The sequence below is a fragment of the Cellulosimicrobium protaetiae genome, from assembly GCF_009708005.2.
Taxonomy (GTDB): domain Bacteria; phylum Actinomycetota; class Actinomycetes; order Actinomycetales; family Cellulomonadaceae; genus Cellulosimicrobium; species Cellulosimicrobium protaetiae.
In genome coordinates this window covers 2,281,507-2,304,039 of sequence record NZ_CP052757.1, presented here as the reverse complement: position 1 = coordinate 2,304,039, position 22,533 = coordinate 2,281,507, and the positions used below count along the sequence as shown (strand labels likewise).

Annotated in this window: 15 protein-coding genes; 3 read left to right on the top strand and 12 right to left on the bottom strand. The window is 74.3% G+C overall.

All coding sequences use genetic code 11. The features are described from left to right. Positions 1-165: 165 nt before the first annotated feature. The 4 genes from holA to FIC82_RS09650 all read right to left on the bottom strand — a co-directional run bounded on the left by holA (position 166) and on the right by FIC82_RS09650 (position 6,417). Positions 166-1,176, bottom strand: coding sequence for a DNA polymerase III subunit delta (holA, locus tag FIC82_RS09665; protein WP_154798408.1), 1,011 nt, complete (start codon positions 1,174-1,176; stop codon positions 166-168). A gap of 97 nt (positions 1,177-1,273) precedes the next feature. Then, the gene (locus tag FIC82_RS09660; protein ID WP_168731681.1) at positions 1,274-4,000 is read right to left on the bottom strand and encodes a ComEC/Rec2 family competence protein; all 2,727 of its coding nucleotides are present in this window, start codon (positions 3,998-4,000) and stop codon (positions 1,274-1,276) included. After that, the gene (locus tag FIC82_RS21260; RefSeq protein WP_154798407.1) at positions 3,997-5,403 is read right to left on the bottom strand and encodes a helix-hairpin-helix domain-containing protein; all 1,407 of its coding nucleotides are present in this window, start codon (positions 5,401-5,403) and stop codon (positions 3,997-3,999) included. The genes FIC82_RS09660 and FIC82_RS21260 overlap by 4 nt, the downstream gene beginning before the upstream one ends. Before the next feature lie 132 nt (positions 5,404-5,535). Continuing rightward, a complete protein-coding gene (locus tag FIC82_RS09650) occupies positions 5,536-6,417 on the bottom strand; it encodes a DegV family protein (RefSeq protein ID WP_154798406.1) in 882 nt (293 codons plus the stop codon). An 84-nt stretch (positions 6,418-6,501) separates the two neighbouring features. On the opposite strand from FIC82_RS09650, the gene FIC82_RS09645 reads away from it, so the two are divergent. Next, a complete protein-coding gene (locus FIC82_RS09645; protein WP_154798405.1) occupies positions 6,502-8,496 on the top strand; it encodes a helicase HerA-like domain-containing protein in 1,995 nt (664 codons plus the stop codon). 138 nt (positions 8,497-8,634) lie between these two features. After that, positions 8,635-9,540: a hypothetical protein gene (locus tag FIC82_RS09640; protein ID WP_154798404.1), complete on the top strand. Its 906-nt coding sequence runs from the start codon at positions 8,635-8,637 to the stop codon at positions 9,538-9,540. 66 nt (positions 9,541-9,606) lie between these two features. Here FIC82_RS09640 and leuS read toward each other — a convergent pair whose 3' ends face one another. Further along, positions 9,607-12,606: a leucine--tRNA ligase gene (gene leuS, locus FIC82_RS09635; protein WP_418884351.1), complete on the bottom strand. Its 3,000-nt coding sequence runs from the start codon at positions 12,604-12,606 to the stop codon at positions 9,607-9,609. Positions 12,607-12,674: 68 nt separating this feature from the next. Between leuS and FIC82_RS09630 the strand changes: the two genes are divergently transcribed. Beyond that, entirely contained in the window at positions 12,675-13,121 is a 447-nt protein-coding gene (locus FIC82_RS09630) for a YbjQ family protein (protein WP_168731680.1), read from the top strand. A gap of 42 nt (positions 13,122-13,163) precedes the next feature. Here FIC82_RS09630 and FIC82_RS09625 read toward each other — a convergent pair whose 3' ends face one another. The 7 genes from FIC82_RS09625 to FIC82_RS09595 form a co-directional block, all read right to left on the bottom strand. Further along, positions 13,164-13,820 carry a vitamin K epoxide reductase family protein gene (locus FIC82_RS09625; RefSeq protein ID WP_253691688.1) on the bottom strand — a complete coding sequence of 219 codons (657 nt, stop codon included), beginning with the start codon at positions 13,818-13,820 and terminating at the stop codon, positions 13,164-13,166. 239 nt (positions 13,821-14,059) lie between these two features. Continuing rightward, complete coding sequence (locus FIC82_RS09620; RefSeq protein WP_154797467.1) at positions 14,060-15,277, bottom strand: IS30 family transposase; 1,218 nt, start codon at positions 15,275-15,277, stop codon at positions 14,060-14,062. A gap of 633 nt (positions 15,278-15,910) precedes the next feature. Beyond that, the gene (locus FIC82_RS09615) at positions 15,911-17,206 is read right to left on the bottom strand and encodes an MFS transporter (protein ID WP_154798402.1); all 1,296 of its coding nucleotides are present in this window, start codon (positions 17,204-17,206) and stop codon (positions 15,911-15,913) included. A gap of 124 nt (positions 17,207-17,330) precedes the next feature. Then, entirely contained in the window at positions 17,331-18,089 is a 759-nt protein-coding gene (locus FIC82_RS09610) for a metal-dependent transcriptional regulator (protein ID WP_168731679.1), read from the bottom strand. Between the two features lie 35 nt (positions 18,090-18,124). Then, positions 18,125-18,829 carry a YceI family protein gene (locus FIC82_RS09605; RefSeq protein ID WP_154798401.1) on the bottom strand — a complete coding sequence of 235 codons (705 nt, stop codon included), beginning with the start codon at positions 18,827-18,829 and terminating at the stop codon, positions 18,125-18,127. Between the two features lie 54 nt (positions 18,830-18,883). Then, positions 18,884-20,731, bottom strand: a complete 1,848-nt coding sequence (locus tag FIC82_RS09600) for a metallophosphoesterase (protein WP_168731678.1) — start codon at positions 20,729-20,731, stop codon at positions 18,884-18,886. Between the two features lie 96 nt (positions 20,732-20,827). Further along, a complete protein-coding gene (locus tag FIC82_RS09595; RefSeq protein WP_253691686.1) occupies positions 20,828-22,396 on the bottom strand; it encodes an MFS transporter in 1,569 nt (522 codons plus the stop codon). Between the last annotated feature and the right edge of the window lie 137 nt (positions 22,397-22,533).

Below are 22,533 nucleotides of genomic sequence, written 5' to 3'. Positions count from 1 at the left end.
GCACAGGCTTCCCACGGAGGGGCGCCGACCCGCACGGGTCGGCGCCCCTCCGTGCGTCCGGCCCTGCCGGGGCAAGAGCGTGGAACCGCGAGGTAGAACTCCGGTCTCCCGACGTAGAACCCTGGTCACCCGAGGGAGAACTCTGGTGATCCAGGTAGGGCTTGGTCAGCGACCCTGGGCGCGCGCGATGGTGAGGACCGCGCGCTCGACGGCGAACACCGGGTCCCGCCCCGCACCCTTCACCTCGGCGTCGGCCTGCGCGACGGCGCTGATCGCCGTCGCGAGTCCCTCCGGGGTCCAGCCCGCGAGCTCGCGACGCGCACGGTCGACCTGCCAGGGTGCGAGCCCGAGGTCCTTGGCCGTGATCCCGCCGCGCCCACGCATCGCGCCGACCTTGGCGAGCGCCCTGAGCTTCATCGCGAGCGCCGCGACGAGCGGCACCGGGTCCGCGCCGGTCGCGAGCGCGTGGCGCAGGAGCGCGACCGCCTCCCCCGCGTTCCCCGCGACGGCGGCGTCGGCGACGCGGAACCCCGTCGCCTCGACCCGACCCCCGTAGTAGCGGTCCACGACGGCCTCGCTCACGGTGCCGTCCGTGTCGGTGACCAGCTGGTGGCACGCGGCGGCGAGCTCGCGCAGGTCGTTGCCGAGCGCCTCGACGAGCGCCCGCACCCCCGACGCGTCGATGCGTCGGCGGGCGCGGCGGAACTCGGCCGTCACGAACGCGGTCTTGTCGGAGTCCTTCTTGATCGCCTCGACCGGGACGACGGGCGCACCGCTCGCCTTGATCGCGTCGAGCATGCGCTTGCCGCGCACGCCGCCCCCGTGGACGACGACGACCGTCGTCGCGGGGTCCGCGACGGGGACGTAGTCCACGACGTCTGCGACGAGCGCGTCGGTCGCGCCCTCGGCCCCCTCGACCACGACGACCTTCGCCTCACCGAAGAGCGACGGGCTCGCCGCGACGGTGAGCATGCCCGCCTGGTACGTCGCGGCCTCCAGGGTGACCTTCTCGACCTCGGGGTCCCGCTCGCGCGCGAGCCCGACGATCGCGTCCACCGCACGCTCCGCGAGGAGCGACTCCGGGCCCTGGACCAGCACGACCGGTGCGAGACGCACGTCGTCCCACGCGAGCGACGGACCGGCGGAGGGACGGGCGGAACGGGTCGGCGCGGGCATGGCACCAGCCTCCCACGAGTCGCCCACGGCGGGAGCAGGGCGCCCCGTCCTCGGCGGTCCCGGCTCGGCCGCACCCCGCGACCGCAGCGCTCCCGGCTCAGCCGCACCCCGCGGCCGCGAGGACGCCGTCGCGGACGACGAGCGCGAACGTCCCGCAGGTGTCGGTCCGCAGGACCGTCGCACCGACCCCGCGGTAGAGGTCGAGCGCGCGGTCGGTCGGGTGCCCGTAGGTGTTCTCCCCCGAGCTGACGAGCGCGACCGTCGGCGAGAGCACCTCGGCCAGGCGGTCGGACTGCGTCGCCGAGCCGTGGTGGGCGACCTTGACGACGTCCACGGGACCGGAGCCGCGCCGCGCGAGCGTCCGGGCGAGAGCCGTCTGACCCGCGTCCTCCAGGTCGCCCAGCGCGACGACGTCCAGCCCCGCCACGTGCACGAGGAGCACCACGCTCGCGTCGTTCGCCCCGCCGTCGGACTCCACGAGGTCGGTACCGGCTGCGGCCGACGTTCCGCGACCCGCTCCGGCCTGGAGCACCTCCCAGCGCACGCCGGCGCTCGCGCCGCCCGAGGAGCCGCCGTGCCCCGGCACCGCGCCCTCGGGTCCGCCCGCGCCACCGACGGCGCGCGCCTGCGCCACCTGCACCGGGACATCCGCGTCCTCCAACGCCCCGAGCGTCCGCTCGGTCTGCGCCGCGGGGTCCGCCGTCCCGGTCACGAGGGCGCGCTCGACGGTCCGGCCCCGCAGCACGCCGTCGAGCCCGCCGACGTGGTCGGCATGGAAGTGGCTGAGCACGAGCAGGTCGACGGTCTCGACCCCCAAGCGGTCGAGGCACCGGTCCGCGGCGTCGCCGGGCGGCCCCACGTCGACGACGACCGCCGCGGCGGGCCCCGAGCGCAGGACGAGCGCGTCGCCCTGCCCGACGTCGCACGCCACGACCACCCAGTCCTGCGGCACCGACCCGCCCCGGACGACGAGCGGCCGCACGAGCACGACGAGGAGGACCAGCGCCGACGCGACGAGCAGCACGGGGACGACGCGCCCCGAGGAGCGGCGCGCCCCGCCTCGGACGGCGCCGGCGGGGCGCCACGGAGGGCGCCGGTCCCACGACCAGGTGTGCCGGACCGCACGCACGGCGCGGGAGGCACGCTCGCGCAGCGATGGCGACGACGCCCGCCGGACCGCGCGCCGCTCCCCCGCCTCCCGCAGCGCGCGAGACCGGAGCACCACGGCGAGCAGCACGGCGGTCGCGACCGCGAGCAGCGCCGTCCCACCGGGTCCCCCTGGCCAGGGCAGCCGCGCGCCCGGTAGGTCGGCGAACACCCGCGCGACCCCCGCGATCCATCCCGTGAAGAGGCCCGCGGTCCACCCGAGCGCGGTCGCCGCCGCCGGCCACCACGGCGCGACGAGCGTCGCCAGGACGCCCAGGACCGTCGCGGGCCCCAGTGCCGGGGCAGCGACGACGTTGGCCGGGACGGACCACGTGCTCACGCTCGGGTCGAGCAGGACGAGGACCGGCGCGCAGGCCGCCTGCGCCGCGACCGGCACGGCGAGGACGTGCGCGGCGGTCCGCCCGCACCAGGGCGACAGCCGCCGGGCGATCGGCGCGGTGAGGAGCGCGAGACCGGCCGTCGCCGCGACCGAGAGGACGAACCCGTACGAACGCGCGAGCCAGGGATCGACGACCAGCAGCACGACGACGCCGGCGCCGAGCGCGGCGACCGCGCGCGACGGCCTCCCGAGCGCGATGCCGACGACCCCTACCACCCCCATCGCCGCCGCCCGCAGGACGCTCGGCTCCGGGTGGACGAGCACGACGAAGCCGGCCATGGCCGCTCCCGTCACGACCACGCGCGCCCAGCGTGGCGCACGCGCGAGGACGCACAGCGCGGCGACGCACGCCACGACGATCGCGAAGTGTCCGCCGGACACGGCCGTGACGTGCGTGAGCGACGTCGTCCGCATCGCCTCGTCGAGCTCCGGGTCGAGCCGCGACGTGTCGCCGACCGCGACGCCGGGCACGAGTCCGCGCGCCTGCGGGCTCAGCCCGTCGGTCGCCTCCAGGAGCCCCTGTCGCATCGCGTCCACCCCGCGCAGGAACGCGCCCGGTCGTTCGACGACGCGCGGCGGGGTGTCCGCGCGCAGCACCGTCCGGTCCCCCTGGACGTCGAGACGGCCCGTGACCACGACGGTCGCACCGTACGCGAGGTCGATCCAGCCCTCGCCCGACCCGGTGACGACGACGGGACCGCGCGCCGCGGTCGTCACGCCCCGGGCGGTGAGCACGTCGAGGGCGACCCGGACCTCGTGCCGGTCGGTCGCTCCGGACCACGGGTTCGTCCGCGGCACGACGGCGGAACGCACGGTCGCCGTGACGGTCGCGGTCGCGCCCGTGCCCGCCAGGTCGGCCAGCGCCGCCCGGTCGACGGACTGCGCGCCGGCGGACACGAGCACCGCCGCCACGCACGCGACCACGAGGACGACCTGTCCCGGCGCCCGTGCGACCGCTCGCACGAGCGCGCGCGTCCCGGAGCCCCCCGGGAGCCGTGGGACTGCCCGGTCCGACGTCGTCGCACGCGCCGACCCGGCGGACGGGCCGGACGCGGCCGCCGTCGCACCGCGGCGGACCCACCGCGTCCCGCGCGGCGTGCCGTCGAGCACCACGGCCCCGAGCACCACGGCCCCGAGCACCACGACCCCGAGCACGACTGCCAGCAGCACGACGGCGACTCCGGCCCCGCGCAGGGTCGCCCCCGGAGACGCCTCCACGGAGAGGAACGCCGTCGCCCACGCCGCGAGCGCCGCCGGGACGAGCCGCAGGTCGGTCACACGCGGACCAGGTCGCGCACGTCCGCGAGGACGGCGGGCCCGATCCCGCTCACCTCGCCGAGCTCGTCGACCGTCGTGAACGGACCGTTCTCCGTCCGCCACGCGACGATGCGCTCGGCGAGCACGGGCCCGATGCCGGGCAGCGCGTCGAGAGCCGCGGCGTCGGCGGCGTTGAGGTCGACCGGAGCGCCGGCCGTTCCAGCCACGGCACCGGACGCCGGCGCAGGGGCGGGAACGGCCTCGCCAGGTCGCGGGACGACGATCTGCTCTCCGTCGGTCACCGTCCGCGCGAGGTTGAGGGCGGCGAGATCGGCCTCCGGCGTCGCTCCGCCCGCGGCCTCGAGCGCGTCCGCGACGCGGGCCTTCGCCGCGACCTTCACGAGCCCCGGCGCCGCGACCTGCCCGACGACGTGCACGACCACCTCGGCTCCGGGGTCGCCGGCGGTGGGTACCGGGGTGCCGTCACCCGCGTCTGGCGACCCGGTCTCGCCACCGTCGGGTGCGGCGTCGGTCCCGCCCGTGCCGCCGGCGGCTCCCGCCTCGGAGCCTGGTCCGGTGGCGACCGCCCCGGCCCCCGCCACGTCGAGCCGGGCCATCGGCTCCACACCGCCCACCGGTGACCGGAGCAGCACGACCCCGGCCGCGAGAGCCAGCACGACGACGAGTGCCGCGACCGCCACCCGGGGTCGCAGCCCCCAGCGGGGGCGGCCCTCCTCACCGAGGTCGGCGAACCCCGAGTGCGCCGTCGGGTGCCCGTGCGCAGCGGTGTACGCGCTCGCCGCGGTCGCCGCCGCCCGGTACCGCAGGCGGTCCACGGCTGCCTCGGCGCTGCCCGGACGCGCACCGACGGACGGGCGGGCGCCGGAAGGCTCGGACTGCTGTCGGCGACCCGGCACGAGACCGCTGCCGTCGCCCGGCTCGCGGTCGTGCCCCGACGAAGAGTCGTGGTCCAGCAGAGGGTCATGGTCCGGTGCGAGGTCGTGCCGAAGCGCCGGGTCGTGGCCCGGCACCGGCTCGTGCGCGGGCGATGCGTCGACGGCACCCGGCCTCTCCGGGAGCCAGCCGGTCCTCTCGACGCGTCGCGCCTCCGACCCGCGCCCGACCGCGGCCTCGCCCGGCTCCGACGCCTCTGCACGGTCGTGGGGAGCGTCCGTCGGCAGGCCGAGGGCTCCCCGCCACGGGATGTCGTCCGCAGCGGGGTGCGGGACGTCCCAGTGCACCGGGCGCGCGTCCGCGTCAGCCCGGGAGACCGTCGGAAGGGCCGCCGTCGCCGGGTGCCAGGCGAGCGCGGGCCGCCCGGTTCCGGCCACGGCCCGGAGGCGCTGACGGACGACGGCGCTCTCCCGTGCGGGGTCGCGACCGGGGCGGGCGTGCTGGCGCGGCTCGTGCCGAGGAGTGCTCACGTCGCGCACCGTACGGACGTCGGGCGGTGCCGTGCCGGGTCGGCGAGTGACGCTGTGGACGGGAGCACCGCCTCGCGGCCCTGTGCACGGCCACGACCCGCACCGACCCGCCTCGGAGCGGTCGAGAGTGCCTCAGAGCGAGCCCGTGAGCTCCCCGACTCCCGACCCGCGGTCGGCAAGGTCCGCGACCACGACGGCCAGCACGCCCGGCCCGACGTGCGCTCCCAGCACGGCGCTCACCGAGGTGACCACGACGTCGAGACCCGTCCGGTCGGTGAGCTCGACCGCCAGGCGGTGCGCGCCGTCGTCGTCGCCGACGTGGTGGACCGCGAGCGCCGGCCTCGACCGGCGACCCGCCGACTCGACGGCGACCGTCGTCAGCCGCTCGACGGCAGCCGCCTTGGTGCGGACCTTCTGCACGACCTCGATCCGTCCGTGCCGCACGGCCAGCAGCGGTCGCACGCCGAGCACCGTACCGAGGGCCGCCGAGGCGGCGCTGAGCCGGCCGCCGCGCCGGAGGTGGTCCAGCGAGTCGACGAGGAAGACCGCCCGGCTCGCGTCGGCGACCTCGATGGCACGGCGGGCGACGACGTCGGTGCCCGCCCCCGCCACCGCCGCCCGCGCCGCGGCCCGCGCCGCGAAGCCCAACCCCATCGCGACGGTCCGGGAGTCCACGACCCGCACCGGCACCGGTGCGTCGGCCGCGGCGAGCGCTGCCGCGTGCACGGTGCCCGACAGCTCGCCCGACAGGTGGACGGAGACGATCTCGCTCGCGCCCGCGGCCGCGGCCGCGGCGTACGCCTCGCCGAACGCGCGCGGGGTCGGCTGCGACGTCGTCACGCGGCGTCCCGCCAGCAGGTGCGCGGCGACGTCGTCGGCGGTGAGGTCGACCCCCTCGAGGGAGGACTCGTCGTCGACGATCACGTGCAGCGGGACGGAGCGCAGCCGCTCGTCCGTGCCGGGCGGGAGCGACGCCGTCGAGTCGGTGACGACGTGCACGTGGTGGTCTGACATGGCCGCGCCACCTTACGGCGCGCACGGGTCGCCGCGCATCCCGGCCCGGCTGCGGCCGTCCGCCGCCGCCCCTACGATCCGAGCATGGCCGACGACGCCGCACAGTCCCCGATCGAGCTCGCCGCCCTGCGCGCGGCCGCTGCGCAGGCGGCCGCCGAGGCTGCGGAGGCCAAGGCCGTCGCCGCACAGGCAGCGCTCGAGGCCGCGGAGGCAGCCGCGCAGGCGGGTACCGCTCCCGACGTCGCGGCTCCCGGGGGTGCCGACGCGACGGTTGCAGGCGACCCCACCGGGACCACCGGCACGTCCTCGCCCTCCGACACCGCCGAGGCGAGCGGCTCCCGCGAGGGGGCGTCGCCGTCGGGCGCAGGACCGGGCGCGGAGGCGAGCGCGCCTGCCGAGGAGGCGCCGTCGTCGGGCACCGGGCCGCTCGAGGGATACGCCGCCGAGGTGGCGGCGGGCTACGCCTACCGGGGCGGCACGCTCGCTCTCGGCGCGTTGCTCGAGGGCGAGCCGGGCGCCGACCCGACGCCGCGCGCCGACGTGCAGGTGGGGTTCGCCCTGAGCATGCTCAACCGGCACGGGCTCGTCGCAGGCGCGACCGGGACCGGCAAGACGAAGACGCTCCAGGGCATGGCGGAGGGACTGTCGACCGCGGGCGTGCCCGTGTTCCTCGCGGACGTCAAGGGCGACCTGTCCGGGCTCGCCGTACCCGGCGAGTCGAACGAGAAGATCGTGGAGCGCTCGGCGTCGATCGGGCAGACCTGGAGCCCGACGACCTTCCCCGTCGAGTTCTACTCGCTCGGCGGGCTCGGGGCCGGTGTGCCGATCCGCACGACCGTCACGGACTTCGGACCGCTCCTGCTCTCCAAGGTCCTCGGGCTCAACGAGACGCAGGAGTCGAGCCTCGGGCTGATCGTCCACTGGGCCGACTCCCAGGGGCTCGCGCTGCTCGACCTCAAGGACCTCCAGTCGACGATCGCCTACCTCACGTCGGACGAGGGCAAGGCGGAGCTCAAGGGCATCGGCGGGGTGTCGAGCGCGACGGCGGGCGTCATCCTGCGCGAGATCGTCGCGCTCCAGGCGCAGGGCGCGGACGTGTTCTTCGGCGAGCCGGCGTTCGCGACGTCGGAGCTGCTGCGCGTGGCGCCCGACGGGCGGGGCGTGATCTCCGCGCTCGAGCTCCCCGCGGTGCAGGACCGGCCCGCGCTGTTCTCGACGTTCCTCATGTGGCTGCTCGCCGACCTGTTCCAGGAACTGCCCGAGGTCGGGGACGCGGAGAAGCCGAGGCTCGTGTTCTTCTTCGACGAGGCGCACCTGCTGTTCACGGGCGCGTCGAAGGAGTTCCTCCAGCAGGTCGTGCAGACGGTGCGGCTCGTGCGGTCGAAGGGCGTCGGCGTGTTCTTCGTGACGCAGAGCCCCAAGGACGTCCCCGCGGACGTGCTCGCGCAGCTCGGCAACCGGGTCCAGCACGCGCTGCGCGCCTTCACGCCCGACGACGCCGCGGCCCTGCGAGCGGCCGTGCGCACCTATCCGACCTCGCCGTACGACCTCGAACGCCTGCTCCAGTCGCTCGGCACGGGCGAGGCCGTCGTCACGGTCCTCACGGAGAAGGGCGCGCCGACCCCGGTGGCCTGGACCCGCGTGCGGGCGCCGCAGTCGTCGATGGAGCCAGCGCCCGCGGCCGTGCTCGACGGGATCGTCGCGGCGTCCCCCGGGTTCGCGCGCTACGGGACGGCGGTCGACAACGAGTCGGCGTTCGAGCTGCTGCAGGTCAGGGTGCAGGAGCAGGCCGCCGCCCGTGCCGCCGCTGCGGCCGCCGAGGCCGAGGCGGCCGCCCAGGAGAAGGCGGCGAAGGAGGCCGCCAGGGAGGCCGAGCGCGCGGCCAAGAAGGAGCAGGCCGAGCTGGAGAAGATGCGCGCGAAGCTCGAGCGCGACGCCGCGAAGCCCCAGTCCGGGTCGGGTTCGTCCGGCTCGTCGCGCTCCCGCCCGGCGAACCCGCTCGACTCGTTCCTCCGCTCGGCAGGCACCCAGCTCGGCCGCGAGCTCACCCGCACCATCTTCGGCACGCGCCGCCGCTGACCTTGACTCGCTGAGTGCATGAAATAGTCGCGTCCGGGCCTGGTGAGCGCGACTATTTCATGCACTCACGGTGTGGTTGTCCACAGCCGCGGGGGGCGGGGTTTCGCTGGGTCGGAGCGGGCGGCATCCTCGGTCGGCATGGTGACCCGGCAGAGCCCGACCCGCCCCTTCCGTACGCGCACGGCGCAGACCTTCGGGATGACGCCCGCGTCGCTGCGCAGCCCCTCGCTCGAGGCACCGTTCGCCGGGGTGCGGGTCCCGCGCGGGAGCCTCGTGTCCGTCCTCGACGTGTGCAGGGCCGCGGCCAGGGTACTGCCCGACGGCGCGGCGTTCAGCCACGTCACGGCACTCCGGCTGCTCGGGATCGAGGTGCCCTGGCGGCTCGCCGACGACGACCGGATCCACGTCGTGACGCCGCGCCGCGACCAGAGGCTGCAGCGGGCGAACGTCGTCGCGCACTTCTGCGGCCAGCGTGCACTGACGACGACCACCGCGCACGGGCTCCCGGTGACCTCCGCAGCCCAGACCTGGCTGCACTTGTCCCACTCGCTCCCGCCGGACGACGTCGTCGTGCTCGCCGACTCCGCGACCCGGCGGAAGGCCCCTGCCACGACCGTGCGAGAGCTACGCCGTCTCCTGGACGCAACGTACAAGATGCGCGGCATCGTGCGGTGCCGCGAGGCGATCGACCTCGTCAGGCCGGGGACGGACTCGAGCATGGAGACGCGCACCCGGCTTCTCCTGGTCCAGTCCGGTCTGCCGTGCCCGCAGGTGAACGTCCCGGCGTACGACGACGCCGGTCGGTTCCTCGCCCTGCCCGACCTCTCCTACCCCGAGCTGCGCATCGCGATCGAGTACGACGGCGACGTCCACCGGACCGACCCGGCGACGTGGCGGCGTGACGTGGAGCGGCGGCAGCGGCTCGAGGACGCCGGCTGGATCATCGTCACGGCGACGGCCGACGACGTGCTCCGCCACCCGGAGCGCCTGGTGCGCCGCGTGCGTGCGGCACGGGACCGCCGTCGGACATCCACCCGCCCGTGAGTGCATGAAATAGTCGCGCCCGAGCAGGTCGGACGCGACTATTTCATGCACTCAGCGAAAGGGGCGTCAGACGACGATGTTGACCAGCTTCGGGGCGCGGACGATGACCTTGCGGACCTCCGCGCCGTCGATCGCGCGCACGACGTTCGGCTCCGAGAGCGCGGCAGCCGTGAGGTCCTCCTCCGAGATCGACGGCGGGACCTCCAGGCGGGCGCGCACCTTGCCCTTGACCTGGACCACGCACGTCACGGTGTCCTCGACGAGGTAGCGCTCGTCGGCCGTCGGGAAAGGCTCGTGCGCGAGCGAGCGCTCGTGGCCCAGGCGCTGCCACAGCTCCTCGGCGATGTGCGGCGCGACGGGCGCCGTCATGAGGACGAGCGGCTCGACGGCCTCGCGCGGCACGCGGTCGAGCGACGTGAGGTGGTTGTTGAGCGTGATGAGCTTCGCGATCGCCGTGTTGGGGCGCATGTGCTCCATCTCGACCTGCACGTCGGCGATGGCGCGGTGCACGGCGCGCAGCGTCTCGGGCGACGCGGGCTCGTCGACGACCGTCACCTCGCCCGTCTCCTCCGAGACGACGTTGCGCCACAAGCGCTGGAGGAACCGCTGCGACCCGACGACGGCGCGCGTCTCCCACGGGCGCGACAGGTCGAGCGGGCCCATCGACATCTCGTAGACGCGGAACGTGTCGGCGCCGTACTCGGCGTACATCTCGTCGGGCGTGACGACGTTCTTGAGCGACTTGCCCATCTTGCCGTACTCGCGCTGCACGACCTCGCCGTTCCAGCGGTACACGACCTCGCCGGAGCCGTCGGACGCCGGCTCCTCGACGACCTCGGCGGCGGGGACGTACTGGCCGCGCGCGTCGGTGAACGCGTACGCCTGGACGTAGCCCTGGTTGAAGAGCTTGTGGAACGGCTCGACGCTCGTCACGTGACCCAGGTCGTAGAGGACCTTGTGCCAGAAGCGCGCGTAGAGCAGGTGCAGGACGGCGTGCTCGACGCCGCCGACGTACAGGTCCACTCCCCCGGCGCGACCGGCGCTCGGGTTGTGCTCCGGTCCCATCCAGTACCGCTCGAGGCCCTCGTCGACCACGACGTCGTCCGCGCCGCCGTCCCACCGCGGGTCGAGGTAGCGCAGGTAGTACCAGCACGACCCAGCCCAGTTGGGCATGGTGTTGGTGTCGCGGCGGTACTGCTTCGGGCCGTCACCGAGGTCGAGCGTGACGTTGACCCACTCGTCGTTGCGGCCGAGCGGTGCCTCGGGCGACGAGTCGGCGTCGTCGGCGTCGAACGTGCGCGGCGCGTAGTCGGGCACGTCGGGCAGGTCGACGGGCAGCAGGGCGTCGGGGATCGCGACGGGCTGGTCGTTCTCGTCCCACACGATCGGGAACGGCTCGCCCCAGTACCGCTGGCGGCTGAACAGCCAGTCGCGCAGGCGGTAGGTCGTGGTGCCCTCGCCGAGGCCCTTGCCGACGAGCCACTCGGTGATGCGCCGCTTGGCCTCCGCCACGTCGAGGCCGTCGAGCGACACCTCGTCGTTCGACGAGCCGACGGCGACCCCGTCGCCCGTGTACGGGCCCGTGAAGTCCTCCGGCAGCCCGCCCGCGGGCTCGACCGTGCGCACGACCGGCAGCCCGAACGCCTCGGCGAACGCGAAGTCGCGCTCGTCGCCACCCGGGACGGCCATGATCGCACCGGTGCCGTAGCCCATGAGGACGTAGTCGGCGGTGAACACGGGGATCGTCTGGCCGTTCACGGGGTTCACCGCGAGGTGCCCGGTGAACACGCCCGTCTTCTTGCCGGCGTCGGCCTGGCGCTCGACCGCCGTCTTCGCGGCGGCCTCGCGGCGGTAGGCGGCGACCGCCTCGACCGGCGAGCGGTGCCCGCCCGTCCACGCGCTCGACGTGCCGTCGGGCCAGTGCGCCGGGACCTCGTCGAGCAGCGGGTGCTCGGGCGACACGACCATGAACGTCGCACCGAACAGGGTGTCGGGTCGCGTCGTGAAGACCTCGATCTCGCCGCCGGACTCCGCCGCGGCGTCGTTCGCGCCGTCGGGCGTGCCGAGCACGGCGAACCGCACGAGCGCACCCTCGCTGCGACCGATCCAGTTGCGCTGCATCGCCGTGACCTTCTCGGGCCAGTCGATGAGGTCGAGGTCGTCGGCGAGGCGGTCGGCGTACGCGGTGATGCGCATCTTCCACTGGCGCAGGCTGCGCTGGAAGACCGGGAAGTTGCCGCGCTCGGAGCGGCCGTCGGCCGTGACCTCCTCGTTCGCGAGGACCGTACCGAGGCCCGGGGCCCAGTTCACCGGCGACTCGTCGACGTACGCGAGGCGCTGGGAGTCGACGACGGCGCGGCGCTGCTCCGGCGTGAGCGTCGCCCAGTCCGCACCCTCCTCGACGCCCTCGACGCCGCCCGGGACCGGCCGCGCACCGGAGGCGAGCTCGGCCTCGAGCTCGCCGATGCGGCGTGCGCGACCGCGACCGCCGTCGGGGCGCAGCGCGTCGGCGTCGTACCAGGAGTCGAAGATCTGGAGGAAGATCCACTGCGTCCAGCGCACGTAGTCGGGGTCGATCGTCGCGAACGTGCGGCGCGAGTCGTGCGCCAGGCCGAGGCGGCGCAGCTGGCGACGCATGTTCGTGATGTTCGCCTCGGTCGTGACGCGCGGGTGCTGGCCCGTCTGCACGGCGTACTGCTCGGCGGGCAGACCGAACGCGTCGTAGCCCAGCGCGTGCAGCACGTTCTCGCCGCGCATGCGCCGGAAGCGCCCGACGACGTCCGTCGCGATGTACCCGAGGGGGTGCCCCACGTGCAGGCCTGCCCCCGACGGGTACGGGAACATGTCCATGATGAAGTACGGGCTCGCGCCCTCGGGGCCGTTGCCGTCGCCGTCCGTGAGCTCCCCCGTGGGGTTCGCGGCGAAGAACGTGCCACGCTGCTCCCAGAGCTCCTGCCACTTGAGCTCGATCTGCTCCGCGAGCGCCGGCGTGTAGCGGTGGGCGGGGCCACCCGCGGCGGGGGTGTCCGGGGCGTGCGGGATCGAGGTGGTGTCAGGCGTGGTCACCCGGCCGAGTTTACCGGCCGGCGAGAGGCCCGACGGCGGCCCGTCCACCCCGTGCGAGGATGTGCGCCGTGATCATCGTGACGACCAACGAGGTGCCCGGCTACCGCATCGACGCGGTGCTCGGCGAGGTGATGGGCATGACCGTGCGCAGCGCGAACATCGGGGCGAACTTCGTCGCCTCGTTCCGCTCGATCGGCGGCGGCGAGGTGACCGAGTACACGAAGCTCGTCTACGAGTCCCGCCAGGAGGTCATGCACCGCATGGTGCAGGAGGCGCAGCGTCGGGGCGGGAACGCCGTCGTCGGCATGCGCTTCGACACGGGCGAGATCGCGGCGTCGTTCTCGGAGGTGTGCGCGTACGGCACCGCGGTCGTGGTCAGCCCGATCCCGGCGGGTCAGCCCGGCGCGACGGCGCAGTCGGCCCACCAGGCCCAGGTGGCGCCGCCCGCCGCTCAGCAGCCGGGCGGCCACGGACACCCGCAGGACGCCGCGCCGGACCAGCCCGCCTGGCGCTGACGAGCGGCCTCATGGCGGGTCGGGCGACACCTCCCGGAGCGGTCAGAACATCGAGATGATGACCGGGCCCTTGACCAGGAAGATCCACGCGACCAGCGCGACGTAGCCGATCGCCAGGAACAGGTGCCGGTTGCCGACGAGGGTGCGCCGCACGCCGTCACCCGCGGGCAGGTACCCCTCCTGGACGGCGTGGACCACCTGGTACCAGAACAGCGGGAGCATGGCGAACCACACGACCATGCAGTAGGGGCACATCGCCGAGATGGCGTACATCGTCGTCCAGACGAGGAAGACGACCAGGCCCATCCCGAGCGTCGTCCCACCGAGGAGCGCGAGCCAGTACCAGCGCGGGAGCCGCGCGCCGACGAGCACGACCACCCCCGTCGTGATGACGACGGGGAACGCCGCGATGCCCAGCAGCGGGTTCGGGAACCCGAGGAGCGACCCCTGCCAGGAGTCCATCGCGTCGCCGCAATCGAGCAGCGCGTTGATGCTGCACGACGGCACGTGGTTCGGGTCCGCGAGCTTGAGGAACTTCTCGATCGCCAGCGCCGCCGAGCCGAAGAGGCCGATCGCGCCCAGCACGACGAGCAGCCAGCCCATGGTTCGCGTGCTGATCGGGCGGGGGCCCGACGACGGCAGCGGCTCGTCGTCGTGGCCGGCGGACACGCTCGCACCGGCGGTGGCGCTCTTGCTCACGGGGACGCTCCTCGTGGGTCACCGGCTCGCGCCGGACGTGACGGCGCGCACGGCGGTGCGCGCAGGGCACAACCTACCGCGCGTCGCTGGATCCCGGCTGGGAGCGCCCCGAAGCCGCGCTACTCGTCGCCGAGATAGAACCGTGGTCGCGCGACGTAGAACTCTGGTCGCGCGAGACAGAACCGTGGTCGCGCGAGGTAGAACCTTGGTCTCAACCGGTCATCGCAACATCGGGTTGGTCAGGTTGGTGAGAGTAGCGCGGCGAGCTTCTCGGCGGGGGTGGCCCAGCCGAGGGTTTGGCGGGGTCGGGTGTTGAGGGCGTCTGCGACGTCTTCGAGGTCGGATGCGGGGTGCACGGACAGGTCGGTGCCTTTGGGGTAGTACTGGCGTAGGAGCCCGTTGGTGTTCTCGTTGCTGCCGCGCTGCCAGGGTGCGTGCGGGTCGCAGAAGAACAGGTCGATGGGATCGGTGAATCCGATGTCGATGCCGACGTTCGGTGTCATCTCTCGGCCCCGGTCCCAGGTGAGGGTGCGTCGTAGGTGCTCGGGCAGGGCCCGGATCTTGGTCCGCATCGCTTCTGCGACCTGCTCGGCGGCGTAGCCGTGCGGCAGGTGCAGCAGCATCACGAACCGGGTGCTGCGCTCGACCAGGGTCCCGATCGCGGACTTGTTGCCGGCACCGATGATCAGATCGCCCTCCCAGTGGCCCGGCACGGCGCGGTCGGCGATCTCGGCCGGGCGTTCGCTGATCAGGACATCGGGCGGTAGCAGGCGTTGCCCCTGACGCTTGGTGCGGGCCTGGGCCCGAGGGCGGCGGCGGGCGCGTCCGGTCCGCAGCGCGGTGTGCAGCTCGGCGCGCAGCCCGCCACGGCCCTGGACATACAACGCCTGATAGATCGCCTCGTGACTGATCCGCATCGACTCATCATCGGGGAAGTCGACCGGGAGGCGGTTCGCGATCTGCTGCGGGCTCCACACCCGTGCGCGGCGGCTGTCCGGTCGCACGGTGCCGTCCAGCCGGTCGCAGACATAGCCCGCCAGGCGCGGGTCGAGCGCGAGCTTGCGCCGATCCTGTTTGGGACGCGCGGCCTGCCGGTCGCGGTGGGCCTGCGCGACCGAGGGCACATACCGACCATCGCTCGCCCGCCGGCCCGGGTTGGTCAACTCACGCCAGATCGTCGAGCGTGGACGGCCCAGCCGCCGCCCGATCGCCGCGTACGAATGACCCTCGGCACGCAGCAACGCCATCCGCTCGCGTTCTTCGAACGACACGAACCGGCCCGTGGGCGCGGCGAGATCGATATCAGGCACCCCGCCAGACTCAGCGATCCAGGCCTGCACCGTGCGGGTCGACACGCCCACCCCCGCGGCCGCCGCGACCACAGGCACGCCATCGACGAACGCCCGCCAGAACTCCCGCCGCCACTGCCGCGGCACCGACACCCCACCACGCACCATCCGAAAACACCCCTCGAATCAGGATGTTGCGATGACCAGTTGAGACCGCCAACCCAGGTCGCGCGAAGTAGAACCCTGGCTCTTGTGCCCGACGGCGTGTGGTTGCGCTGGGTGGTCGGCGTGGGTGGTGGTGCCGCGTCTACCATCCGCCGCTCGTTCCTCGCGGCTCCCGCCAGGCCCGACCACGACGCGGCACCACCACCCACCCCGACCGGCGTCGTCTCGCCCTGGTCGTGGCTCACCCGGGCGGCCGCCGTCGCTGCGGCACGCCGAGCCGTCGCCCCGTCGTGTCGAGCAGGTGGCTTCGGTTCGTCCGGGGTGTCTGACGAGCCATGGTCGCCTGTTCGGTCTGCCGGGACGGCCTGGTCGGCCGGTCGCCGGGCGATGGCGGGTCCGACGGCGGGCGCCCCGGGCCCGAACCCGCGGACCTGAGGACCGAGCACGGTCGCCGTGGGCCCGACCTCGCGAGCTTGAGACCCAGGACCACCGTCGTGGCCCGGGTCCGCGGGCCTGACCCGACCAAGAGTCCTACCTCGGCGAACCAGAGTTCTACTTCGCGCGACCACGGTTCTACCTCGCGCGACCACGGTTCTACCTCGCGCGACCACGGTTCTACCTCGCGCGACCACGGTTCTACTTCGGCAGGGCGGGGGTGGTGGTCTCGGCGGGTGCCGGGGCGTCGTCCGGCTGGGTGGCGTTCGGCAGGGTGGCGACGACGACGCCGGCCGGGCGGCGGCCGACGAGGAGGATGATCCCGAGGCCGGCGGCGGTGAGGACGACGCCGGTCCAGGCCGGGGCGAGGTAGCCCCAGCCGGCGGCGATGACGAGGCCGCCGAGGAAGGCCCCGTTCGCGTTGCCGACGTTGAGCGCGGAGTGGCACAGGGCCGCGCCGAGCGAGGGCGCGGCGGGCGAGAGGTCCATGAGGCGCGTCTGCAGCGCGAGGCCGAGGACCTGGGAGGTCACGCCGAGCAGGAAGAGCGACAGCACGGCGGGGACGGGGTGCTGCCCGGTGAGGGCGAACAGCGCGAGCGTCACGCCGGTGGAGACGAACCCGAGGTAGACGGTGCGCATGACCGAGCGGTCGGCGAGGCGGCCGCCGAGCACGGTGCCGACGGTCATGCCGACGCCGAAGATCGCGAGCACGAGCGGCACCGCGGCGGACGACAGCCCGGTGACGCGCGTGATCGTCGGCTCGACGTAGGAGTAGACGGCGAACATGCCGCCGAACCCGACCGCGGCACCGACGAACCCGAGCCAGAGCGGCCCGTTGCGCAGCGCGCCGAGCTCGCGGCGCACGCTGGAGTCCTCGTTGCCCGCGCCGGCCGGGATCAGCCACCACAGGGCGGCGAGCGTCACCAGGCCGAGCGCGCCGACCACGACGAACGCGGCGCGCCAGCCGAGCTGCTGCCCGGCGAAGGTCGAGAGCGGGACGCCGACGACGTTGGCGATGGTGAGCCCGGCCATCATCGTCGCGACGGCTCGTCCGCGCCGTCCCGGACCGGCCACGGCGGCACCGACCGCCGCGCCGACACCGAAGAACGCGCCGTGCGGCAGTCCCGCGAGGAACCGGCCGGCGACGAGGGTCTCGATGCTCCCCGCCGTCGCGGAGAACAGGTTCCCGAGCGTGTAGAACGCCATGAGGGCGACGAGCAGCGTCTTGCGCGGCAGGCGTGCGGCGACGACGGTGAGCAGCGGCGCCCCGACGACGACCCCGACGGCGTAGGCCGTGATCGCGTGGCCCGCGGTGGGGATGGAGACGTCGAGGTCGGTCGCGATGTCGGAGAGCAGGCCCATCGTCGCGAACTCGGTGGTGCCGATGGTGAAGCCGCCCATCGCGAGCGCGAGGAGCGCGGGGCCTGCCCCGCGCAACCGTCCTGGGCTCGGAGCGGTCGCGCCGGCCGGGGGCGCGGGCGTGGTGCGGTCGGTCATCGTGTCCTCGTGCCTCGGGCGTCGTGGGTCGGTCGGTGTCGGGGAGACCTCGGACCGACGAGTGTCGAATCGATTCGAGGCGTGTCGGCGGCGTCGGCGACGAGAGCAGGGGCTGGCCGTCAGTCTAGGCGGGCACAGGCTCCGCGCGCACGACCCACACGTGGTCGGCGGCGCGCAGGCCGAGCTGGGCGGGCGGTGTCGGGCCCGGCGCGTCGCGCTCGCCCGACCCGGTACCCGCCGCGGGGCCACCCCCGTCGGCTGTCGCCGGCGGCGACCAGACGACCGAGAGGATGCCGGCGTACTCGCGCCGCTCGCGCACCTCGACGCCGGTGTCCAGCCCGACCCCGATCTCCGCGAGGTAGCGCAGGACGTCGGGATCGGCGTCGGAGATCCGCACCACGGTCCCCCGGTCGCCCACGACGAGGTCCGCGAGCGGGACGGCGGGCGGGCGGACGACGGTCCCGTCCGCGCCCGGGATCGGGTCGCCGTGCGGGTCGCGCGTCGGGTGCCCGAGGCGCGCGTCGATCCGCTCCACGAGCAGGTCGGAGACGGCGTGCTCGAGAACCTCCGCCTCGTCGTGCACCTCGTCCCAGCCGTAGCCGAGCTCGGAGACGAGGTAGGTCTCGAGGAGCCGGTGGCGTCGCACCATGGCGAGCGCGAGGCTGCGGCCGCGCTCGGTGAGCGTGATCGCGCCGTACGGCGCGTGGTCGAGGAGCCCCTGGGCGCTGAGCCGGCGCACCGTCTCCGACACCGTCGAGGCGCCGACGCCGATGCGCTCGGCGAGGAGCTTGGTCGTCACCTTCTCGTCCGACCACTCCTGGGCGGCCCAGACGACCTTGAGGTAGTCCTGGGCGACGGGCGTCAGGTCGGTCGGGTGGTCCACCCGACCACCCTAGGTCACGGGCTCGCCCCCGGGCCTCAGGGAGTCGCGGGTCGGACGAGCTGGAGCCGCACCTCGACGGTGCCCTCGTCGCGGACCTGCACGGGCGCGCTCGGCGGCACCGCGATGCCGAAGTCGGAGAAGCGCACGCCGATCGCACCCGTCGCGAGGACGCCGTCCCCGGACCGCTGCGCCTCGAGCGCCACCGTCACGGCCTCGGTCTCGTCGCGCAGCGTGAGCGCGCCGGACGCCTCGAGCAGGACCGGGTCCGTCGTGCTCGCGAGCTCGCTCACGTCGAGCGGGGAGGTCAGGGAGAACAGGGTCGTCGGGTAGAGGTCCGACTCGAGGGCCTGCTGGAGCTGCCGGTCCGCGACCGCGGACCCGGTCCGCAGGGACGTCGTCGCGACCGTCACCGACGCCGTCTGGAGCTCGCCCGACCGCACGCGAAAGGTCCCCGTGACGTCCGAGGTGGTGCCGAGGAGGACCGCCTCGTCGACGGGCGCGTCCAGGACGTCGGCCCGGAAGCCTGCCTCGGAGCCCGGCCCGACGACCCACTCGCCGTCCACGTCGAAGGGACCAGGCTCGGCGGGGGCGGCCGACGCCGTCCCCTCCCCCGGCGACTGGAGGCCGAGCGGGGGCGGTGTACGACCGTCCTGCACCTCCGAGTACACGAACGGTGCGAGGAGCACCACGACGAGCGCAAGGACCACCGACACGATGATCCAGCGCGTGGACCTGCTCATACCTCACATCCTGCCGTCTTCGGCCACCCGCGGCGAGGACCGACGCGCGACGCGTCAGCCCTCGGTGGCGGGGACGTCGCCGGTCGGCTCGTCCGCGGGGACGTCGCCGCCCTCCGGGGTGTCGGGCTCCTCGACCACGGGCACGCCCGACGGCGTCGGCCAGGCGATCCGCGGCCACACCTTCGCGGACTCGTCGGTCCCGATCTGCACGAGCTGCCAGTCGACGATGCGTCGCTGCTCGGGGTCGAAGCGCAGCACGGTCATCTCGGCCGTGCCCTTGAGCGGGCCGACCCGGAGCTGGTCCTTGACCGCCCCGGCGGTGCTGCCGCTCACGTACCGGACGCCGCCACCCATCCGCTCCGGGCCGGAGCGGGTGTGCATGTGGCCGGAGATCTGGTTCGGGACGCAGCCGGAGTCGAGCGCCTCGTTGCCCATGCGCGGCGTGTGGATCATGAGGAGGTCGATGCCGTCGCCGTCCTCCTGCTCCGCGCACGCGACCTCGGTGAGGCGGGCCGCGTACTCCTCGGGCGTCTCCTCGCGCGGGGGCTGGCTGCCGAGACCGAGGCGTGTCTCGAGCGGGTCGCGGTCCCCGAGGATGCGGATCCCGTCGACCTCGACGACCTTGCCGTCCAGGACGGTCTGACCGTTCGCCCGCTCCTGGCCCGACGTCTCGACGCTGTCGTGGTTGCCGTCCGCGACCACCATGGTCGCGCCGTCCGGGACCGCCGACGCGAACGAGTCGACGCAGAACGACTCGACCGCGGTGCCGTTCATCGTCGTGTCGCCGGCGTTGAGCACGATCGTCGCGCCCGACCGCTCGGCCACGGTCCGGATGAGCGGTGTCATGCCGGTGTTGCAGTGCAGGTCGCTCACCACCAGGAGGGTCACGAGCTCCTCCTCGGCAGCGGGCTCGGGCGTCGGCTCCTCCGTCACCTGGGCGTCCGCCCCGCCCTCCGCACCGGGGACGCCCGTGCCGGGATCGGTCGCGTCGTCCGTCGCCTCGGCCTCCGTGCCCGACGGCGGCCCGTCGGTCGTGGCCCCCGCCTCGCCCTCGGAGGAGCCCCCGTCGGGCGCCTCGTCGTCGGACGTCTCGTCGTCGGGCCTCTCGGCCGCGGGCAGCGGCCGCGTCAGGCGCTGGATGCGTTCGCGCCGGTCCCACGCGGCGACGAGGTTGGCGTTCGCGCGCGAGTAGAAGTCCTCGTTCTCCCGGTACAGGTCGATGAGCAGCGCGCCGTAGGTGTCGACGACGCCCGCGAGGCGACCCGTGATCCGCGCCCCCTCGAGGGGGGTCCCGTCGAAGACGGCGGACGCCCGCTGGGACTGGCCGGTCGTGGTGCCCGGGTCGCTGGCCACCAGCGACGCGCCGACGAGCGAGACGAGGACGACCCCCGCGGTGATCTCGTAGGTCCGCGGCGCGACGCGACCGGTGAGTTCGCGGCGGCGCTGCGCGCCGAGCAAGAGGTAGATCCCGGCGCCGACGGCTGCGACGACGAGGATCGCGAACCCGGTCCGGCGCAGCGCGTCGACGACGAGGGCCCGGGAGACCGAACCGATCGTCTCCTGCGGGCCGCCGAAGAAGCGCAGGTAGTCCTCGAGGTCCTGCGACAGGCCCTCGAGCGTGTCCGCCTGGCCGACCGCGGTGAGGTCGGCGGGGATCTCCTGCACCGTGACGTCGGCGCCGAGCCCGAGCGGCAGCGGGGACTCGATCTGGAGCGTGCCGAGCGGGCCGAGGTCGACGGTGACGAGGCCGTTCGTCGTCACCTCGTAGAGCGCCTCGTGCGGCCCGAGGCTGCGCTCGGCCGTCGCGGTCGTGACGCCCCACACGAAGCACGGCACGAGCGCGAGCAGGACGGAGAGGGTCCAGCGGACCCAGCGGGGCGGGGTGCGGTGCGGACGACTCATCACCGCCCAGCCTCCCGGATCCGTGGCGCCCTCGCCAACCGCGAGCGCCGCGCGTCCCGCCGCTCGGGTGCGCGGGACGCGCGGGGCGGGGCGTCGTCAGGACCTCGCGCCGCGCAGCGTGACGAGCGCCACGCCCGCGGCGACGAGCATGAGCACGACCCCGATGAGCGACGTCGTGCCCACGCCGCTGCCGAACGCAGCGTGCGCGGAGTCGAGCAGCGACTGCGCCTGCCCGGCGGGCAGGGTGGACGCCACCTGCGTCGCGCCGCCGAGCGTCTCGGCCGCGGCGACGGCGTCGGCCGCGGGCACTCCCGCGGGGACGACGACGTTCGCGTGGTACGACGCGGTGAGGATGCTCCCGAGGACGGCGGTGCCGAGCACGGCGCCGACCTCGTACGCGGTCTCGGAGATCGCGGACGCCGCGCCCGCCTTGGCGGCGGGGACGGAGGACACGATGAGGTCGTTCGACACGGTCTCGGCCGCGCCGACGCCGAGCGACAGGACGACGAACGCCACGACGAGCAGCAGGAGGGTGCTCTCCCCCGCGCCCGCTGCGACGATCGCGTACCCGGCCGCGGAGAACAGCAGCGCGACGGCGACGACGTGCGCCGGGCGCACGCGGCGCACGACGCGCACGACGCCGAGGCCCGCCACGATCATGACGAGCAGGCCCGGCAGGAGTGCGACGCCCGCCTGCATGGGGGTGAGCCCGAGCACGAGCTGCACGTCCTGGGACACGAAGAACAGGAACCCGACGAGCGAGAACACGGACAGCAGGTTGACGAGCACGGCACCGCTGAACGCGCCGTGCGTGAAGAGCCGCACGTCGATCATCGGGTCGGGCCGGCGCAGCTGGCGGCGCACGAACAGCGCCCCCGCGACGAGGCCGACGACGACGCTCCCCACCGCGAGGCTGCTCACCCCGGACTTGGCGAGCATCTTGATGCCGTAGACGACGGGGGTCATGGTCGCCATGACGAGCACGATCGACAGCACGTCGATGCGGCCCGGGGCGGGGTCGCGCGACTCGGGCACGAAGAACGGCGCGAGCGCGAGCAGCAGCACGAGCACGGGGACGGCGAGGAGGAAGACCGAGCCCCACCAGAAGTGCTCGAGCAGGAACCCGCCGACGATCGGGCCGAGCGCCGACCCGGCGGCGAACCCGGCCGCCCAGATCGCGATGGCGAGGCGCCGCTCCTCGCGCTCGACGAAGACGTTGCGCAGGATCGAGAGCGTCGAGGGCATGAGCATCGCGCCGAAGAAGCCGAGCGCGGCACGCGACGCGACGAGCGCGCCGGCCGTGGGCGCGTACGCGGCGACGACCGACACGGCGGCGAAGCCCACGGCACCGAGGAGCAGCAGCCGGCGGCGGCCGACGCGGTCGGCGAACGAGCCCATCGGCACGAGCAGGCCGGCGAGCACGAGCGGGTAGATGTCGATGATCCACAGCAGCTGCGTCCCGCTCGGGCGCAGCGACTCGGAGATCTGGGGCAGCGCGAAGCTCAGCACGGTGTTGTCGATCGACACGAGCAGCACCGGGAGCATCAGCACGGCGAGCGCGAACCAGCGACCGGCGGAGCCGCGCGCGGGTCCGCGCGTCGCGGGTGCGCGCTGGGCTGCTTCGGTCGAGACGGCCGTCGGGGTCGTCGTCACGGGGGTCGTCACGGCGAGAGGTCCTTCCACGTTCTGCGGGCGGTCGGGGCGGCGCGGTGGCGCCGGACTTCCAGACCGTCCAGACGGTACAGTAACGATCCAAAGAGTCGCCGTCATCCCGAGCCCGGTGTGACGTCGCGCACCGCGAC

Excerpts from the sequence above, each read along its gene's own strand:
- holA (WP_154798408.1), bottom strand. The coding sequence starts at position 1,176 with ATGCCCGCGCCGACCCGTTCCGCCCGTCCCTCCGCCGGTCCGTCGCTC.
- FIC82_RS09650 (WP_154798406.1), bottom strand. The coding sequence starts at position 6,417 with ATGTCAGACCACCACGTGCACGTCGTCACCGACTCGACGGCGTCGCTC.
- FIC82_RS09645 (WP_154798405.1), top strand. The coding sequence starts at position 6,502 with ATGGCCGACGACGCCGCACAGTCCCCGATCGAGCTCGCCGCCCTGCGC.
- FIC82_RS09640 (WP_154798404.1), top strand. The coding sequence starts at position 8,635 with ATGGTGACCCGGCAGAGCCCGACCCGCCCCTTCCGTACGCGCACGGCG.
- FIC82_RS09620 (WP_154797467.1), bottom strand. The coding sequence starts at position 15,277 with ATGGTGCGTGGTGGGGTGTCGGTGCCGCGGCAGTGGCGGCGGGAGTTC.
- FIC82_RS09615 (WP_154798402.1), bottom strand. The coding sequence starts at position 17,206 with ATGACCGACCGCACCACGCCCGCGCCCCCGGCCGGCGCGACCGCTCCG.
- FIC82_RS09605 (WP_154798401.1), bottom strand. The coding sequence starts at position 18,829 with ATGAGCAGGTCCACGCGCTGGATCATCGTGTCGGTGGTCCTTGCGCTC.
- FIC82_RS09600 (WP_168731678.1), bottom strand. The coding sequence starts at position 20,731 with ATGAGTCGTCCGCACCGCACCCCGCCCCGCTGGGTCCGCTGGACCCTC.